The 16,287-nt window shown below is 65.5% G+C and carries 15 protein-coding genes; 13 read left to right on the forward strand and 2 right to left on the reverse strand.

From position 1 onward, the window contains the following. The first annotated feature begins 11 nt into the window (after positions 1–11). The gene (greA, locus tag CFB52_RS06365) at positions 12–488 is read left to right on the forward strand and encodes a transcription elongation factor GreA (RefSeq protein ID WP_006476345.1); all 477 of its coding nucleotides are present in this window, start codon (positions 12–14) and stop codon (positions 486–488) included. 14 nt (positions 489–502) lie between these two features. Further along, positions 503–961: a DUF4149 domain-containing protein gene (locus tag CFB52_RS06370; protein ID WP_059644220.1), complete on the forward strand. Its 459-nt coding sequence runs from the start codon at positions 503–505 to the stop codon at positions 959–961. 68 nt (positions 962–1,029) lie between these two features. Here CFB52_RS06370 and CFB52_RS06375 read toward each other — a convergent pair whose 3' ends face one another. Continuing rightward, positions 1,030–1,554, reverse strand: coding sequence for a YhbY family RNA-binding protein (locus tag CFB52_RS06375; protein WP_099316268.1), 525 nt, complete (start codon positions 1,552–1,554; stop codon positions 1,030–1,032). A gap of 193 nt (positions 1,555–1,747) precedes the next feature. Between CFB52_RS06375 and CFB52_RS06380 the strand changes: the two genes are divergently transcribed. The 11 genes from CFB52_RS06380 to phoR all read left to right on the forward strand — a co-directional run bounded on the left by CFB52_RS06380 (position 1,748) and on the right by phoR (position 13,977). Continuing rightward, on the forward strand, positions 1,748–2,410 hold the full coding sequence (locus CFB52_RS06380; RefSeq protein ID WP_059573872.1) for an RlmE family RNA methyltransferase: 663 nt from the start codon (positions 1,748–1,750) through the stop codon (positions 2,408–2,410). 165 nt (positions 2,411–2,575) lie between these two features. After that, entirely contained in the window at positions 2,576–4,477 is a 1,902-nt protein-coding gene (gene ftsH / locus CFB52_RS06385) for an ATP-dependent zinc metalloprotease FtsH (protein WP_059573871.1), read from the forward strand. Positions 4,478–4,505: 28 nt separating this feature from the next. Beyond that, positions 4,506–5,447: a dihydropteroate synthase gene (folP, locus tag CFB52_RS06390; protein ID WP_099316269.1), complete on the forward strand. Its 942-nt coding sequence runs from the start codon at positions 4,506–4,508 to the stop codon at positions 5,445–5,447. Between the two features lie 32 nt (positions 5,448–5,479). Further along, on the forward strand, positions 5,480–6,835 hold the full coding sequence (gene glmM, locus CFB52_RS06395) for a phosphoglucosamine mutase (RefSeq protein WP_059573869.1): 1,356 nt from the start codon (positions 5,480–5,482) through the stop codon (positions 6,833–6,835). A 439-nt stretch (positions 6,836–7,274) separates the two neighbouring features. Continuing rightward, positions 7,275–8,309: a phosphate ABC transporter substrate-binding protein PstS gene (gene pstS, locus CFB52_RS06405; protein ID WP_059644229.1), complete on the forward strand. Its 1,035-nt coding sequence runs from the start codon at positions 7,275–7,277 to the stop codon at positions 8,307–8,309. Between the two features lie 94 nt (positions 8,310–8,403). Continuing rightward, complete coding sequence (gene pstC / locus CFB52_RS06410) at positions 8,404–9,390, forward strand: phosphate ABC transporter permease PstC (protein WP_059573867.1); 987 nt, start codon at positions 8,404–8,406, stop codon at positions 9,388–9,390. Continuing rightward, positions 9,387–10,280, forward strand: a complete 894-nt coding sequence (gene pstA, locus CFB52_RS06415; protein ID WP_059573866.1) for a phosphate ABC transporter permease PstA — start codon at positions 9,387–9,389, stop codon at positions 10,278–10,280. Before pstC ends, pstA begins: the two co-directional genes overlap by 4 nt. Positions 10,281–10,295: 15 nt before the next feature. Next, positions 10,296–11,144, forward strand: a complete 849-nt coding sequence (pstB, locus tag CFB52_RS06420; protein WP_059573865.1) for a phosphate ABC transporter ATP-binding protein PstB — start codon at positions 10,296–10,298, stop codon at positions 11,142–11,144. Between the two features lie 18 nt (positions 11,145–11,162). Then, positions 11,163–11,867, forward strand: a complete 705-nt coding sequence (gene phoU / locus CFB52_RS06425) for a phosphate signaling complex protein PhoU (protein WP_059573864.1) — start codon at positions 11,163–11,165, stop codon at positions 11,865–11,867. 31 nt (positions 11,868–11,898) lie between these two features. Continuing rightward, positions 11,899–12,600 carry a phosphate regulon transcriptional regulator PhoB gene (phoB, locus tag CFB52_RS06430; protein WP_006750313.1) on the forward strand — a complete coding sequence of 234 codons (702 nt, stop codon included), beginning with the start codon at positions 11,899–11,901 and terminating at the stop codon, positions 12,598–12,600. Between the two features lie 57 nt (positions 12,601–12,657). Next, positions 12,658–13,977: a phosphate regulon sensor histidine kinase PhoR gene (phoR, locus tag CFB52_RS06435; protein ID WP_059644238.1), complete on the forward strand. Its 1,320-nt coding sequence runs from the start codon at positions 12,658–12,660 to the stop codon at positions 13,975–13,977. Positions 13,978–14,065: 88 nt separating this feature from the next. Here the strand turns inward: phoR and ppk1 are convergent, their stop codons facing one another. Then, entirely contained in the window at positions 14,066–16,129 is a 2,064-nt protein-coding gene (gene ppk1, locus CFB52_RS06440; RefSeq protein WP_099316270.1) for a polyphosphate kinase 1, read from the reverse strand. Positions 16,130–16,287 lie beyond the last annotated feature (158 nt).

Raw genomic sequence — 16,287 nt, forward strand, 5'->3', positions numbered from 1 at the left:
TTGAGCCGTTTATGAGCACCATTCCGTTGACAAAGCGTGGCGCAGAGCAACTGCGCGATGAATTGCAGCGCCTCAAGTCCGTCGAGCGGCCGGCCGTGATCAACGCGATCGCGGAGGCCCGCGCACAGGGCGATCTGTCCGAAAACGCCGAATACGACGCAGCGAAGGAAAAGCAGGGCTTTATCGAGGGCCGCATCGCGGAACTCGAATCCAAGCTGTCCGCCGCGCAAATCATCGATCCGACGGTGCTCGACGCCGATGGCCGCGTGGTGTTCGCCGCGACGGTCGAACTCGAGGATCTCGAGTCGGGCGACACGGTCAAGTACCAGATCGTCGGCGACGACGAAGCCGATATCGATCACGGCCTGATCTCGGTCAGCTCGCCGATCGCGCGCGCGCTGATCGGCAAGTCCGAAGGCGACGTCGCGGCCGTGCAGGCGCCAAGCGGCGTGCGCGAGTACGAAATCATCTCGGTCAGCTACATCTGAAGCGGGGCGACGTGATGCCGCATCGCGTGTTCCGTCTGCTGTCGGCCGTATGGGTCGGCAGCCTGCTGACGATCGGGTATGCGGTCGCGCCCGTCCTGTTCAAGACGCTGGAGCGGATGACGGCCGGTTCGGTCGCCGCCCAGTTGTTCCGCATCGAGGCGATCGTCGGCGTCGTGTGCGGCGTGCTGCTGCTCGCATTGTCGAACCAGCAGGTGCGGCGCGGCAGCAACGAGTATCGCCGCGTGCGCTGGATCGTCGCCGCGATGGTCGTGTGCGTGCTGGTCGGGTATTTTGCGCTGCAGCCGTTCATGAACGCGCTGCGGGTGGCGGCGATGGACGCGGGCACCGATATCGCGAATTCGCCGTATGCGAGCCGCTTCGGGATGCTGCACGGCGTCTCGAGCGTGTTCTATCTCGTCGAGAGCGTGCTGGGGCTGATGCTGGTCTGGCGCCTGCCGGCGCGCGACGCCTGAGCGCTCGTCGTTGCGCGTTGCGCAACGACGGGGCAGGGCGGCACGGGCGTCCGTGCCGCGCAAGCGGTTTACTTGTCCTGGAACGGCCGCTTGGTGCTGGCCTGGCGCTTTTTCGCGCGCTTCACGGTGCCGCCCGCCGTCACGCGCTCGTTGCCGCGCACCGTGACCTTCACCGGCCGCGGGCGGCGCACGGGGCTCGCGTTCGGCGACACCTTGACGACCTTGACGGTGCGCGGCGCGCGGCCTTTCCTGTCGTCGGCGGCTTCCGCCGCGCTCGGCAGCGCGCCGGCACGGCGGCCGCGGGCCGGGGCCGCCGCGGCTTCCGGCCTCCAGATCACCAGCAGCTTGCCGATATGCTGAATCGGGGCCGCGTTCAGACGGTCGCAGATCTCGTCGTAGATCGCGATGCGTTCGTCGCGCTCGTCGCCGAACACGCGGATCTTGATCAACTGGTGCGCGTCGAGGTGCACCTTGATTTCCTTCAGCACGGCGTCGGTCAGCCCTTCGGCGCCGATCAGCACGACGGGCTTGAGCGCATGGGCCTGGGAGCGCAGCGCGGAGCGCTCGGCGGGAGAAAGCGAAAGGGCGGGCATGGAAATGTCGAAATCTAAATAAGGGCGCGCCGACTGAAAAGCGATCGCGGGGCGATACCGCGTCAGCCGTGCGCCGAAACCACGTAAAATCGCGGCTTGGGCCTGAAAAGGGGCCGCAGCCGCGCGAAGAAGACGCGTATTATCCGCTAAAAGCGCGGCTTCACGAAGCAATGGGCAGCAATCTCTCTCTCGAATGGCAAAAAACCGCTTCAACCAGCACTGGCTGCACGACCACATCAACGACCCGTACGTCAAAATGGCGCAGCGGGAGGGCTATCGCGCGCGCGCCGCGTACAAGCTGAAGGAAATCGACGAACAGGACAAGCTGATCCGTCCGGGCCAGGTGATCGTCGACCTCGGCGCGACGCCGGGCAGCTGGAGCCAGTATGCGCGCAACAAGCTCGCGCAGGGCAAGAAGCGCGACGCGGAGCGCGAGGGCGGCATCGACGGCACGATCGTTGCGCTCGACATCCTGCCGATGGAGCCGATCGCCGACGTCCATTTCCTGCAGGGCGACTTCCGCGAGGACGACGTCCTCCACCGGCTCGAGGAGGTGCTCGAAGGCCGCGCGGTGGACCTTGTTATTTCCGACATGGCCCCCAACCTCTCAGGCGTGGCGTCGGCGGACGCGGCGCGTATCGAGCATCTCTGCGATCTGGCGCTCGAATTCGCGCAGAACCATCTGAAGCCGGACGGTGCACTGCTCGTGAAGTGTTTTCACGGCAGCGGCTACAGCCAGATCGTCGAGAAGTTCAAACAGCAGTTTAAGGTTGTCGCGCCGCGCAAGCCCAAGGCATCTCGCGACAAATCGTCCGAAACGTTCATTTTGGGTCGGCAGCTGAAGCATCCGCGCTGACGCGCAGGCGCTGCCGCAAACGGGCTCCGGCCCTTGCCGGACAAGCGAAGCGCTATCGCGCCGGTTGTCAATGCTTATGGCAGGGGTGGTCGGACTGGATTAGAATGACCGAGGGGCGCCGCAAGGAAAATGTAGGCGCTCGTCTACGAGTGAAGGAGTGGTGCTTTGAACAACAATATGTTTTCGAAGGCAGCGGTGTGGCTGGTGATCGCACTGGTGCTGTTTACGGTGTTCAAGCAGTTCGACAAGCCCCGCGTCCAGGAAGGCGTGTCCTATTCGCAGTTCATGGACGACGCCAAGAACGGCAAGGTCAAGAACGTCATCGTTCAGGGGCGCAACCTCACCGTCACTCCGGCTGATGGCCAGAAATACCAGATCGTGTCGCCCGGCGACATCTGGATGGTCGGCGATCTGATGAAGTACGGCGTGCAGGTCAGCGGCAAGGCCGACGACGAGCCGAACGCGCTGATGTCCGCGCTGTACTACCTCGGGCCGACGATCCTGATCATCGTGTTCTGGTTCTACATGATGAGGCAGATGCAGGGAGGCGGCAAAGGCGGCGCGTTCTCGTTCGGGAAATCGCGTGCGCGGCTGATCGACGAGAACAACAACGCGGTGAACTTCTCCGACGTCGCGGGCTGCGACGAAGCGAAGGAAGAAGTGTCCGAGCTCGTCGACTTCCTGCGCGATCCGCAGAAATTCCAGAAACTGGGCGGCCGCATTCCGCGCGGCGTGCTGCTGGTCGGCCCGCCGGGTACCGGCAAGACGCTGCTCGCCCGCGCGATCGCGGGTGAAGCGAAGGTGCCGTTCTTCAGCATCTCGGGTTCGGACTTCGTCGAAATGTTCGTCGGTGTCGGCGCGGCTCGTGTGCGCGACATGTTCGAGCAGGCGAAGAAGCATGCGCCGTGCATCGTGTTCATCGACGAAATCGACGCGGTCGGCCGTCATCGCGGCGCCGGCATGGGCGGCGGCAACGACGAGCGCGAACAGACGCTGAACCAGATGCTCGTCGAGATGGACGGCTTCGAGGCGAACTCGGGCGTGATCGTGATCGCCGCCACCAACCGTTCCGACGTGCTCGACAAGGCGCTGCTGCGTCCGGGCCGTTTCGACCGCCAAGTCTATGTCGGGCTGCCCGACATTCGCGGCCGCGAGCAGATCATGCGCGTGCACCTGCGCAAGGTGCCGATCGCGAACGACGTCGACGCGGCGGTCATCGCGCGCGGCACGCCGGGCTTCTCGGGCGCCGATCTCGCGAACCTCGTGAACGAGGCTGCGCTGTTCGCCGCCCGTCGCGGCAAGCGCATCGTCGAGATGCAGGACTTCGAGGACGCGAAGGACAAGATCTTCATGGGTCCGGAGCGCAAGTCGGCCGTGATCCGCGAGGAAGCGAAGCGCGCCACCGCGTATCACGAGTCGGGCCACGCGGTGATCGCGAAGCTGCTGCCGAAGGCCGACCCGGTGCACAAGGTCACGATCATCCCGCGCGGTCGCGCGCTGGGCGTCACGTGGCAGTTGCCGGAGCATGACAACGAGACGTATTCGAAGGATTACCTGCTCGACCGCCTCGCGATCCTGTTCGGTGGCCGGGTGGCCGAAGAGCTGTTCATGAACCTCGTCAGCACCGGTGCATCGGACGACTTCAACAAGGCCACGCAGACGGCGCGCGCGATGGTCGCCCGATTCGGCATGACCGACGCGCTCGGGCCGATGGTGTACGTCGACGACGAGAACGATGCGTCGCCGTTCGGCCGCGGCTTCACGCGCACGATCTCGGAAGCGACGCAGCAGAAGGTCGATTCCGAAATCCGCCGCGTGCTCGACGAACAGTACAACCTCGCGCGCCGCCTGCTCGAAGAGAACCGCGACAAGGTCGAAGCGATGACGGCCGCACTGATGGAGTGGGAGACGATCGACGCCGATCAGATCAACGACATCATGGAAGGTCGTCCGCCGCGCTCGCCGAAGAGCTCGCCGGCTGTCGGCGGCGATTCGTCGGGCGGCGGCAGCGCCGCCGCCGAGGTCAAGCCGGGCACCGCGCCGGCGCCGGCGTCGCCGGCGGCATAATCTCCGCTTTAGCGCCGTATACGGGCTGGTGTGGCTTCACACCGGCCCGTTTTGCATTCATTCACGTCCGTTGCTCGTGTCCGATTCCGCTGTGTCCCCGTTCATTCCCGCGCCGCTCCGGTGCGGCCGGTTCGAACTGACGTTCGAACGCCCGCTCGTGATGGGCATCCTCAACGCCACGCCCGATTCGTTTTCCGACGGCGGCCGCTTCCTCGCGCGCGACGATGCGCTGCGCCAGGCCGAGCGGATGATTGCCGACGGCGCGGATCTGCTCGATATCGGCGGCGAATCGACGCGCCCCGGCGCGCCACCCGTGCCGCTCGACGAGGAGCTCGCGCGCGTGATTCCGCTCGTCGAGGCGCTGCGGCCGCTGAACGTGCCGCTGTCGATCGATACCTACAAGCCGGCCGTGATGCGTGCGGCGCTGGCCGCCGGCGCGGACCTGATCAACGACATCTGGGGGTTCCGCCAGCCGGGCGCGATCGACGCGGTGCGCGAGGGCAACAGCGGGCTGTGCGCGATGCACATGCTGGGCGAGCCGCAGACGATGCAGGCCGGCGAACCTGACTACGGCGACGTCGTGACCGACGTGCGCGATTTTCTCGCCGCGCGCGCCCAGGCGCTGCGCGACGCGGGGGTGGCGGCGGAGCGCATTTGCGTCGATCCCGGCTTCGGGTTCGGCAAGGCGGTCGTCGACGACAACTATGCGCTGCTGGCCGCGTTGCCGGACACGGCGCCCGCGCGCCCCGACGGGCGCGCCTATCCGATTCTCGCGGGCATGTCGCGCAAGTCGATGCTCGGTGCGGTGATCGGCGGCAAGCCGCCGGTGGAGCGCGTCGCGGCGAGCGTCGCGGCCGCGTTGTGCGCGGTCGAGCGCGGTGCCGCGATCGTGCGCGTGCACGACGTCGCGGCGACGGTCGATGCGCTCAAAGTCTGGAATGCCGTGCGCGTAGCCGCGCGGCAACGATAAGCAAGTCAGAAAAACGAAGGAGGAAGGACCCCATGGGACGTCGATATTTCGGCACGGACGGCATTCGCGGCACGGTGGGCGAAGCGCCCATCACGCCGGATTTCGTATTGCGTCTCGGCTATGCGGCCGGCAAGGTACTGGCCGGCTCGGCCGACGTCGCGGCGGGCTCGCGTCCGACGGTGCTGATCGGCAAGGACACACGCGTGTCGGGCTACATGCTCGAAGCCGCGCTCGAGGCCGGATTCTCGGCGGCCGGCGTTGACGTGATGCTGGCCGGCCCGATGCCGACGCCCGGCGTCGCGTACCTGACACGCGCGCTGCGCCTGTCGGCCGGTGTCGTGATCAGCGCGTCGCACAACCCGTATCACGACAACGGCATCAAGTTTTTCTCGGCGGACGGCAACAAGCTGCCCGACGACACCGAAGCTGCGATCGAAGCGTGGCTCGACAAGCCGCTCGAATGCGCGGCGTCCGACGGTCTCGGCAAGGCGCGCCGCCTCGACGACGCGGCCGGCCGCTACATCGAATTCTGCAAGAGCACGTTCCCGGCCGCGTTCGATCTGCGCGGGCTGAAGCTCGTGATCGATTGCGCGCACGGCGCCGCGTACCAGATCGCGCCGCACGTGTTCCACGAACTCGGCGCGGACGTCATTCCGATCGGCGTGGCGCCGAACGGCTTCAACATCAACGACGGCGTCGGCGCGACCGCGCCGGACGCGCTGGTGCGCGCGGTGCGGGCGAACCACGCCGATCTCGGCATCGCGCTCGACGGCGATGCCGACCGCCTGCAAGTGGTCGACGCGACCGGCCGGCTGTACAACGGCGACGAACTGCTCTACGTGCTCGTGAAGGATCGGATCGCGACCGACGGCAAGGTCGACGGCGCGGTCGGCACGCTGATGACGAATCTCGCCGTCGAAGTCGCGCTGCAGCGCGAGGGCGTGAAGTTCGTCCGCGCGGCGGTCGGCGACCGCTACGTGCTCGAGCAGTTGCGCGAGCACGGCTGGCAGCTCGGCGCGGAAGGGTCGGGCCACATCCTGTCGCTCGACCGGCATTCGACCGGCGACGGCATCGTGTCGGCGCTGCTCGTGCTGGCCGCGCTGAAGCGCAGCGGCCGCACGCTCGCACAGATGCTCGACGGCGTCACGCTGTTCCCGCAGAAGCTGATCAACGTGCGGATGAAGCCGGGCGCCGACTGGAAGGGCAGCGCGTCGATTCGCGCCGCGATCGATGCCGCCGAAGCCGCGCTTGCCGGTAGCGGACGCGTGCTGATCCGCGCATCGGGCACGGAGCCCGTGCTGCGCGTGATGGTCGAAGCGCAGCAGGCGGCCGATGCGGCGCGCCATGCGGAGGCGATTGCCGACGCGGTGCGGGCGGCGACGAGCTGATCCATGTCAGCGGCGCGCGGCGGTTCGACCGCCCGCGCGCCGGCTCCGACGAATTTGCATGCGGCGCCTTCGGGCGCCGTGATTTTGTCGGACGCAAAGGTTTGCCGTACTGATAGAGGTGACCTTCCGCCCACGCAGTCTTCCGCTCAAATCACGCATCCGACCCCGGAAGCCGACCTGCCGCCGCACCCGGCTTCCTGTCCGGCTGACGCTGCGCCACGACGTCCCCCACATCGGTGAAAACAGCGTCCCTCCCGCCCGCCGAGGCAGGCAATTCTTGCCGCCATCACCCCCGCTGCGCCGCCGGCGCGCCACCCCATACTCCCTTTCAACCAGTCATGTTACTGTCACGCCAGTTTCATCGATTGTCACATTACCGTCATGAGCAGCCCCTAACCTTCGCGGTGCCGTAGTCATCCGCTCACACACTGGAGGTCTCATGAAATTGATGCAAACCGCGATTGCCGGCCTGGCTGGCGCGCTTTTCGCCGTCGCCGCCCACGCTGCCGACATCACGGGCGCAGGTAGCACGTTCGCGATGCCGATCTATACGAAATGGGCTGCCGACTACCAGCAGTCCGGCGGTTCGAAGGTCAACTACCAGGGCATCGGTTCGTCGGGCGGCCTGAAGCAGATCGTCGCGAAGACGGTCGATTTTGCCGGTTCGGACGCGCCGCTGAAGGATGAAGAACTCGCGAAGGAAGGCCTGTTCCAGTTCCCGACGGTGGTCGGCGGCGTGGTGCCGGTCGTCAACGTGCCGGGCGTGAAGGCCGGCGAACTGACGCTGTCGGGCCCGGTGCTCGGCGACATCTACCTCGGCAAGATCAAGAAGTGGAACGACCCGGCGATCGCCGCGCTGAACCCGAAGGTCAAGCTGCCGGATACGGACATCGCCGTGGTCCGCCGCGCCGACGGTTCGGGCACGAGCTTCATCTGGACGAACTACCTGTCGAAGGTCAACGACGAGTGGAAGTCGAAGATCGGCGAAGGCACGACGGTCAACTGGCCGACGGGCACGGGCGGCAAGGGCAACGACGGCGTCGCGGCCTTCGTGCAGCGCCTGCCGGGCGCGATCGGCTACGTCGAATGGGCGTACGCGAAGAAGAACAACATGGTCTACACGGCCCTGAAGAATTCGACGGGCACGGTGGTCGAGCCGAAGACGGAAACGTTCAAGGCCGCGGCGGCAGGCGCGAACTGGTCGAAGTCGTTCTACCAGATCCTGACGAACCAGCCGGGCAAGGAAGCCTGGCCGGTCGTCGGCGCGACGTTCGTGCTGCTGCACGCGAAGCAGGACAAGCCGGAGCAGGGCGCGGAAACGCTGAAGTTCTTCAGCTGGGCGTTCAAGAACGGCGAGAAGGCTGCCGACAGCCTCGACTACATCTCGCTGCCGGCGACGGTCGAGACGGAAATCCGCAAGCAATGGAAGACGAAGGTGACGGACGCCTCGGGCAAGCCGGTCGCCGCCGAGTAAGCGATCCAGCGGTTCGCTGCCCGGCTGCGCCGGTCGGGCAGTGTGTGCGGTAAGGCCGGGCGTTACGGCGCCCGGCGATCCAAAGCAGGCACCCATGTCTGATATTTCATACACGTCCTCACGATCGCCCGACACCGCGCAGCAGCGCGCGCCGAGCCGTCTCGGGGATGTCCTGTTCGGCGGCCTTGCGCGGCTCGCCGCGATCGTGACCCTGCTGCTGCTCGGCGGGATCATCGTTTCCCTGATCATTGCGTCGATGCCGACCATCCAGAAGTTCGGTCTCGGCTTCCTGTGGCAATCCGAGTGGGATCCCAACTCGGACATTTACGGCGCACTCGTGCCGATCTACGGCACGCTCGTGACGTCGCTGATCGCACTCGTCATCGCGGTGCCCGTCAGCTTCGGCATCGCGCTGTTCCTCACCGAGCTGGCGCCCGTGTGGCTGCGCCGTCCGCTCGGCATCGCGATCGAGCTGCTCGCCGCGATCCCGTCGATCGTGTACGGCATGTGGGGCCTGCTCGTGTTCGCGCCGATCTTCGCCGAATACTTCCAGAAGCCGATCGGCCGCCTGCTCAAGGACGTGTGGGTGCTCGGCCCGCTGACGTCCGGCGCGCCGATCGGCATCGGCATCCTCGCGGCCGGCGTGATTCTCGCGATCATGATCATCCCGTACATCGCGTCGGTGATGCGCGACGTGTTCGAGGTCACGCCGGTGCTGCTGAAGGAATCGGCATACGGAATCGGCTGCACGACCTGGGAAGTGATGTGGAAGGTCGTGCTGCCCTATACGAAGACCGGCGTGATCGGCGGCGTGATGCTCGGCCTCGGCCGCGCGCTCGGCGAAACGATGGCCGTGACCTTCGTGATCGGCAACACGAACCTGCTCGACAGCGTGTCGCTGTTCGCGCCGGGCAACAGCATCACGTCGGCGCTCGCGAACGAATTCGCGGAAGCGCAGCCGGGCCTGCATACGTCCGCGCTGATGGAACTCGGGCTGATCCTGTTCGTGATCACGTTCATCGTGCTATCCATCTCCAAACTGCTGCTGCTTCGTCTCGAGAAGGGAGAGGGCAAGAAATGAGCGAGCCCATCATGAATTTCCCGGGGCCGGACGGCGCCGTGCTCGACGCGATGCGCAACCGCCTGCAGCGCAAGCGCAAGGCCATCAACGCGATCGCGCTCACCGCATCGCTCGCCGCGATGGCATTCGGCCTGCTGTGGCTCGTGTGGATTCTCTACACCACGGTGCACCTCGGCGTCGGCGGCCTGTCGCTGCAACTGTTCACCGAATCGACGCCGGCGCCGAACACGGAAGGCGGCGGTCTCGCGAACGCGATCGTCGGCAGCCTGCTGCTGTGCGGCTTCGGCACGCTGGTCGGCACGCCGATCGGCATCCTCGCGGGCGTCTATCTCGCCGAATACGGGCAGAAGAACCTGCTGGCGAGCACGATCCGCTTCATCAACGACATCCTGCTGTCGGCGCCGTCGATCGTCATCGGCCTGTTCGTGTACGCGATCGTCGTCGCGAAGTCGGGGCGCTTCTCGGGCTGGGCCGGCGTGATCGCGCTCGCGCTGCTGCAGATTCCGATCGTGATCCGCACGACCGAGAACATGCTGAAGCTGGTGCCGAACGCGCTGCGCGAAGCGGCCGTCGCGCTCGGCACGCCGAAGTGGCGCATGGTGCTGAAGATCACGCTGCGCGCGTCGGTCGGCGGGATCGTGACGGGCGTGCTGCTCGCGGTCGCGCGGATTGCCGGCGAAACGGCGCCGCTGCTGTTCACCGCGCTGTCGAACCAGTTCTTCTCGGTCGACATGAGCCAGCCGATGGCGAACCTGCCCGTCACGATCTACAAGTTCGCGATGAGCCCGTTCGCGGAGTGGCAGTCGCTCGCGTGGGCGGGCGTGTTCTTGATTACGCTCGGGGTGCTCGGACTGAACGTCCTGGCGCGCTCGATCTTCTCGAAAAAGTAACGGCGGAGCAATCCGATGAATATGGCAGAAAGCCACCTGAATCCCGTCGAGCGCACCGCTGCGCCCGCCGGCACGCAAGACGCGGCGCACGGCCGTCCGCTCGCGCCGCTGAACGCGAAGATCGAGGTCAACAACCTCAACTTCTTCTACAGCAAGTTCCACGCGCTGAAGAACATCAACCTGCGCATTCCCGAAGGGAAGGTGACGGCGTTCATCGGCCCGTCGGGCTGCGGCAAGTCGACGCTCCTGCGCACGTTCAACAAGATGTTCGCGCTCTATCCGGAGCAGCGCGCCGAAGGCGAAATCCTGATGGACGGCGAGAACCTGCTGACGACGAAGCGCGACATCTCGCTGCTGCGCGCGCGGATCGGCATGGTGTTCCAGAAGCCGACGCCGTTCCCGATGTCGATCTACGACAACATCGCGTTCGGCGTGAAGATGTTCGAAAAGCTCACGCGTTCGGAAATGGACGACCGCGTCGAGTGGGCGCTCACGAAGGCCGCGCTGTGGAACGAAGTGAAGGACAAGCTCGGCCAGAGCGGCTACGGGCTGTCGGGCGGCCAGCAGCAGCGCTTGTGCATCGCGCGCGGCATCGCGATCCGGCCGGAAGTGCTGCTGCTCGACGAACCGTGCTCGGCGCTCGACCCGATCTCGACGGGCCGCATCGAGGAGCTGATCGCGGAGCTGAAGAGCGACTACACGGTCGTGATCGTCACGCACAACATGCAGCAGGCCGCGCGCTGCTCGGATTTCACGGCCTACATGTACCTGGGCGAGCTGATCGAGTTCGGCGAAACCGAAAAGATCTTCATCAAGCCGGTGCGCAAGGAAACGGAAGACTACATCACCGGCCGCTTCGGCTGATGACGGAGAACAACAGTCATGTCGGATAAACATCTGTCGAGCCAGTTCGACGCGGACCTGAATGCCGTGTCGTCGAAAGTGCTGGAAATGGGCGGACTCGTGGAGTCGCAGATCGTCGGCGCGATGCACGCGCTGAACGAATTCGATCGCGAGCGGGCCGAGAAGGTGATCGCGGCCGAGGAAACGCTGAACGCGATGGAAGTGGAGATCGACCAGGAATGCGGCAACATCATCGCGCGGAGACAGCCTGCCGCGCGTGACCTGCGTCTTTTGATGTCGATTTCGAAAACGATTACGAACCTCGAGCGCGCCGGCGACGAAGCGGAGAAGATCGCGAAACGCGTGCGCCGCCTGATCGACGAGCCGGCCGCGCGCACGGTCAACATCGCCGAGATCAAGGTGTCGGGCGAGATGGCCGTGACGATCCTGCGCCGCGCGCTCGACGCGTTCGCGCGCCTCGATACGGTGGCCGCCGCGCAGATCGTCAAGGACGACAAGGAGATCGATCAGGAATTCCGTGCATTCGTGCGCAAGCTCGTGTCGTACATGCAGGAAGATCCGCGCACGATCTCGGTCGGCCTCGAATACCTGTTCATCGCGAAGGCGATCGAACGGATCGGCGACCACGCGAAGAACATCGCCGAATTCATCATCTACATCGTGAAGGGCACCGACGTGCGGCACCAGCCGCGCGACACGCTCGATCGCGAAGCCAACAGTTAATCGACTCCGTACAGGAAGAACAGAGGTGCCGATGCCCAGCAACATTCTCGTCGTTGAAGATGAGCCCGCGATTTCCGAACTGATCTCGGTGAATCTCCAGCACGCCGGTCACTGCCCGATCCGCGCGTACAACGCCGAACAGGCGCAGAACCTGATCAGCGACGTGCTGCCCGATCTCGTGCTGCTCGACTGGATGCTGCCGGGCAAGTCCGGTATCGCGTTCGCGCGCGACCTGCGCAACAACGAACGGACCAAGCACATCCCGATCATCATGCTCACCGCCCGCGGCGACGAGCAGGACAAGGTGCTCGGCCTCGAAATCGGCGCGGACGACTACGTGACGAAGCCGTTCTCGCCGAAGGAGCTGATGGCGCGCATCAAGGCCGTGCTGCGCCGCCGCGCGCCGCAGCTGACCGAGGACGTCGTGTCGATCAACGGGCTGCGGCTCGATCCGGCCACGCATCGCGTCGCCGCGCACGGGGACGGCAGCGAGATCAAGCTCGATCTCGGCCCGACCGAGTTCCGCCTGCTGCATTTCTTCATGACGCATCCGGAGCGCGTGCACAGCCGCACGCAATTGCTCGATCAGGTGTGGGGCGACCACGTGTTCGTCGAGGAGCGCACCGTCGACGTCCACATCAAGCGATTGCGCGCGGCCTTGAAACCGGCCGGCTGCGATGCGATGATCGAAACCGTGCGCGGCAGCGGCTACCGCCTCGCCAAGCACGCGTAACGTACTCGGGCGTGCCGTGTGCCGCGGCATGCCGTTCATTCTTTCGGACGCTGAATCATGAACATCATCTGGGCGCGCTTTCTGGTGTCGCTCGTGCTGCTCGTGCTGATCGGCGTATTGGTCGGCGTGTTCGCCGGCCCGACCGCGGGCCTCGTGTTCGTGGTCGTGATGCTGGTCGCGCAGGGCTTTTTCAGCACCTTCCATACGCAGCGTCTGTGGCGGCTGCTCGATGCGCCGGTCTACGGCGAAGTGCCGAGCGCGCCGGGCATCTGGGGCGAGATCTACTACCGGCTGCACAAGCTCGCGAAGCAATGGCATGCGCAGGTTCGGCAGGTCGAACAGCAGCACTCGCGCTTCATCCAGGCGATCCAGGCGTCGCCGAACGGCGTCGCGATGCTCGACGACCACGACCAGATCGAGTGGTGCAACGCGATCGCCGAAGTCCATTTCGGCCTCGATGCGAAGCGCGACCTGCGCCAGCACATCACGAACCTCGTGCGTCATCCCGATTTCGTCCGCTACCTGAATGCGCAGCACTACGAGGACACGCTACTGATGCGCGGCATGGGCGACTCGCGGCAGAACGTGCTGGCCGTGCAGGTGTTCCCGTACGGCGAGAACCGCAAGCTGCTGCTCACGCAGGACATCACCGAGCTCGAGCGCACCGACGCGATGCGGCGCGACTTCGTCGCGAACGTGTCGCACGAGCTGAAGACGCCGCTTACCGTGCTGTCGGGCTTTCTGGAGACGATGCGCGAGCTGCCGCTGAACGAGGAGGATCGCGCGCGCTATCTCGACATGATGGAGCAGCAGGCGTCGCGGATGCGGCACATCGTGACCGACCTGCTGGTGCTCGCGAAGCTGGAAGGCGAGAGCAAGCCGCCGGTCGATCGCGCGATCGACATGCGTGCGGTGTTCGACCATCTGAAGGAAGACGCGCGGACGCTGTCGAACGGGCATCACGACATCACGTTCTCGATCGACGAGACGCTCGGGGTCACCGGTGCGCAGACGGAGCTGTTCAGCGCGTTCGCGAATCTCGTCACGAACGCGATCCGCTATACGCCGGACGGCGGCAAGATCGCCGTGTCGTGGCGGCGCGACGGCGCGCAGGGCGTGTTTTCCGTCACGGACAGCGGCTTCGGGATTCCGGCCGCCGATCTGCCGCGGCTCACCGAGCGCTTCTACCGGGTCGATCGCAGCCGTTCGCGCGACACGGGCGGCACGGGCCTCGGGCTCGCGATCGTCAAGCACGTGCTGCAGCGGCACGACGCGCATCTGTACGTGCAGAGCGAGGAAGGGCGCGGCAGTACGTTCACCGCGCGGTTCCCGGGCTCGCGCGTCATCGCGATACGGCCGGCCGCTTACGAAGCATGATCGCGTAGCGGCCCGGCGTTGAAAAAAGCAGCCCGCGGGCTGCTTTTTTCATTCCGACGCGACGCGCGACCCGCATCGCGCCGGCGGCTCACGAACAGAACTTCGCGAGCAATCCGAGCTGCGCGTTGCGGATCGTCTTGCCGGTGCGGCGGCGGCGATAGTGACCGTCGCTGTGCATCTGCCAGGCCGACTGGTTGTCGCCGAGGCATACCGACAGCCCTTCGGCGATCACGCGACGCTTCAGCCTGCGATCACGGATCGGGAACGCGACTTCGACGCGGCGGAACAGGTTGCGGTCCATCCAGTCGGCGCTCGACAGATAGACGTCCTCGGCGCCGCCCGCGTGGAAGTAGTAGATGCGGTGGTGCTCGAGGAAGCGGCCGACGATCGAGCGCACCGTGATGTTTTCCGACAGCCCCGGCACACCGGGCTTCAGCGCGCAGACGCCGCGCACGATCAGGTCGACCTTGACGCCGGCCTGCGACGCTTCGTACAGCGCGGCGATCACCGACGGCTCCAGCAGCGCGTTCATTTTCGCGACGATCCGCGCGCGCTTGCCGGCCTGCGCATTGTCGATCTCCGCGCGGATCGAATCGATGATGCGCGGATGCAGCGTAAACGGCGACTGCCACAGTTCGTGCAGCGTCAGTTCGCCGCCGATCCCGGTCAGTTGCTGGAATACGTGATGAACGTCCTCGCAGATCTTCTGGTCGGCCGTCATCAGCCCGAAGTCGGTGTACACGCGTGCGGTGCGCGGATGGTAGTTGCCGGTGCCGAGGTGCACGTAGCGGCGCAGCGATGCCTTTCCGCCCTCGACGACGCGCCGCACGATCAGCATCATCTTCGCATGGCACTTGTGACCGACCACGCCGTATACGACGTGCGCGCCGACCGCTTCGAGCTGCGATGCCCAGTTGATGTTGGTTTCCTCGTCGAAGCGCGCGAGCAGCTCGACGACGACGGTCACTTCCTTGCCGTTGCGCGCGGCTTCCATCAGCGCGTCCATCAGCGGCGAGTCGGTACCGGTGCGGTAGATCGTCTGCTTGATCGCGACGACGCTCGGGTCTCTCGCGGCCTGCTGCAGCAGTTCGAGCACGGGCTGGAAGCTCTCGTACGGGTGGTGCAGCAGGATGTCGCCGGCGTCGATCGCGTCGAACATCGTCGGCGCGTTCGCGATTGCCGCGGGGGTCGACGCGGTGAACGGCGTGAACTTCAGGTCGGGACGATCGACGAGGTCGGGAATCTGCATCAGGCGCACGAGATTCACGGATCCCGCCACGCGATAGCAGTCCTTGTCGCCGAGCTCGCTTTCGTCGAGCAGGCGCCGCACGATGTGCGCCGGCGTGTCGGCCGACACTTCGAGGCGCACCGCATTGCCGAGGTGGCGTGCGGGCAATTCGCCCTGCAACGCGACACGCAGGTTCGTGATTTCGTCTTCGTCGACGAACAGCTCGCTGTTGCGCGTGATGCGGAACTGATTGCAGCTCTTCACGACGAGTTGCGGGAAGAGTTCGCCGACGAAGCGCTGCATGAACGAGCTCAGCAGCACGAAGCCGTGCTCGAAACCCGACAGCGCATGCGGCATGCGCACGACGCGCGGCAGCGCGCGCGGCGCCTGGACGATGCCCATCACGGCCTGGCGGCCGAACGCGTCGCGGCCTTCGAGCTCGACGACGAAGTTCAGGCTCTTGTTCAGCACGCGCGGGAACGGGTGGGCCGGATCGAGGCCGATCGGCGTCAGCACGGGCAGCAGTTCGTCGAGGAAGTAGCGCCGCGCCCATTCGAGCTGCTCGTCGTTCCACGTGTCGCTCGCGTGGAAGTAGATGCCTTCCTGTTCGAGCGCCGGCAGCACGGTTTCGTGCAGCATCGTGTACTGTCGATGGACGAGCCGCTGGGCGCGCTCGACGACGAGATCGTAAGCGTGCTGCAACGACATGCCGTCGGGCGTCAGCGCGCCGGGGTTGTCGCGAATCTGCTCCTGCAGGCCGGCCATCCGGACTTCGAAGAATTCGTCGAGATTGCTGCTGGTGATGCAGATGAAACGCAGGCGCTCGAGCAACGGGACATGCGGGTCGGCCGCCTGGGCCAGCACGCGCTCGTTGAAACCGAGGATGCCGAGTTCACGATTGAGAAGCGGGTAACGGACGGACATCGGCAGGGTAGAGGGTAATTCAGGCGATGATTCGAACAGACGCTCGGAAACTCTCACGGTACGATGACGTGCTGATGACAATAATGCCTTTATATCCGGAAATTCTACGCCGTAACCCTTTCGTCGCATAAATGTTTCGGCTATATGGAATCGAGCGG

The sequence above is a fragment of the Burkholderia sp. AU18528 genome, from assembly GCF_002223215.2.
Lineage (GTDB): Bacteria > Pseudomonadota > Gammaproteobacteria > Burkholderiales > Burkholderiaceae > Burkholderia > Burkholderia semiarida.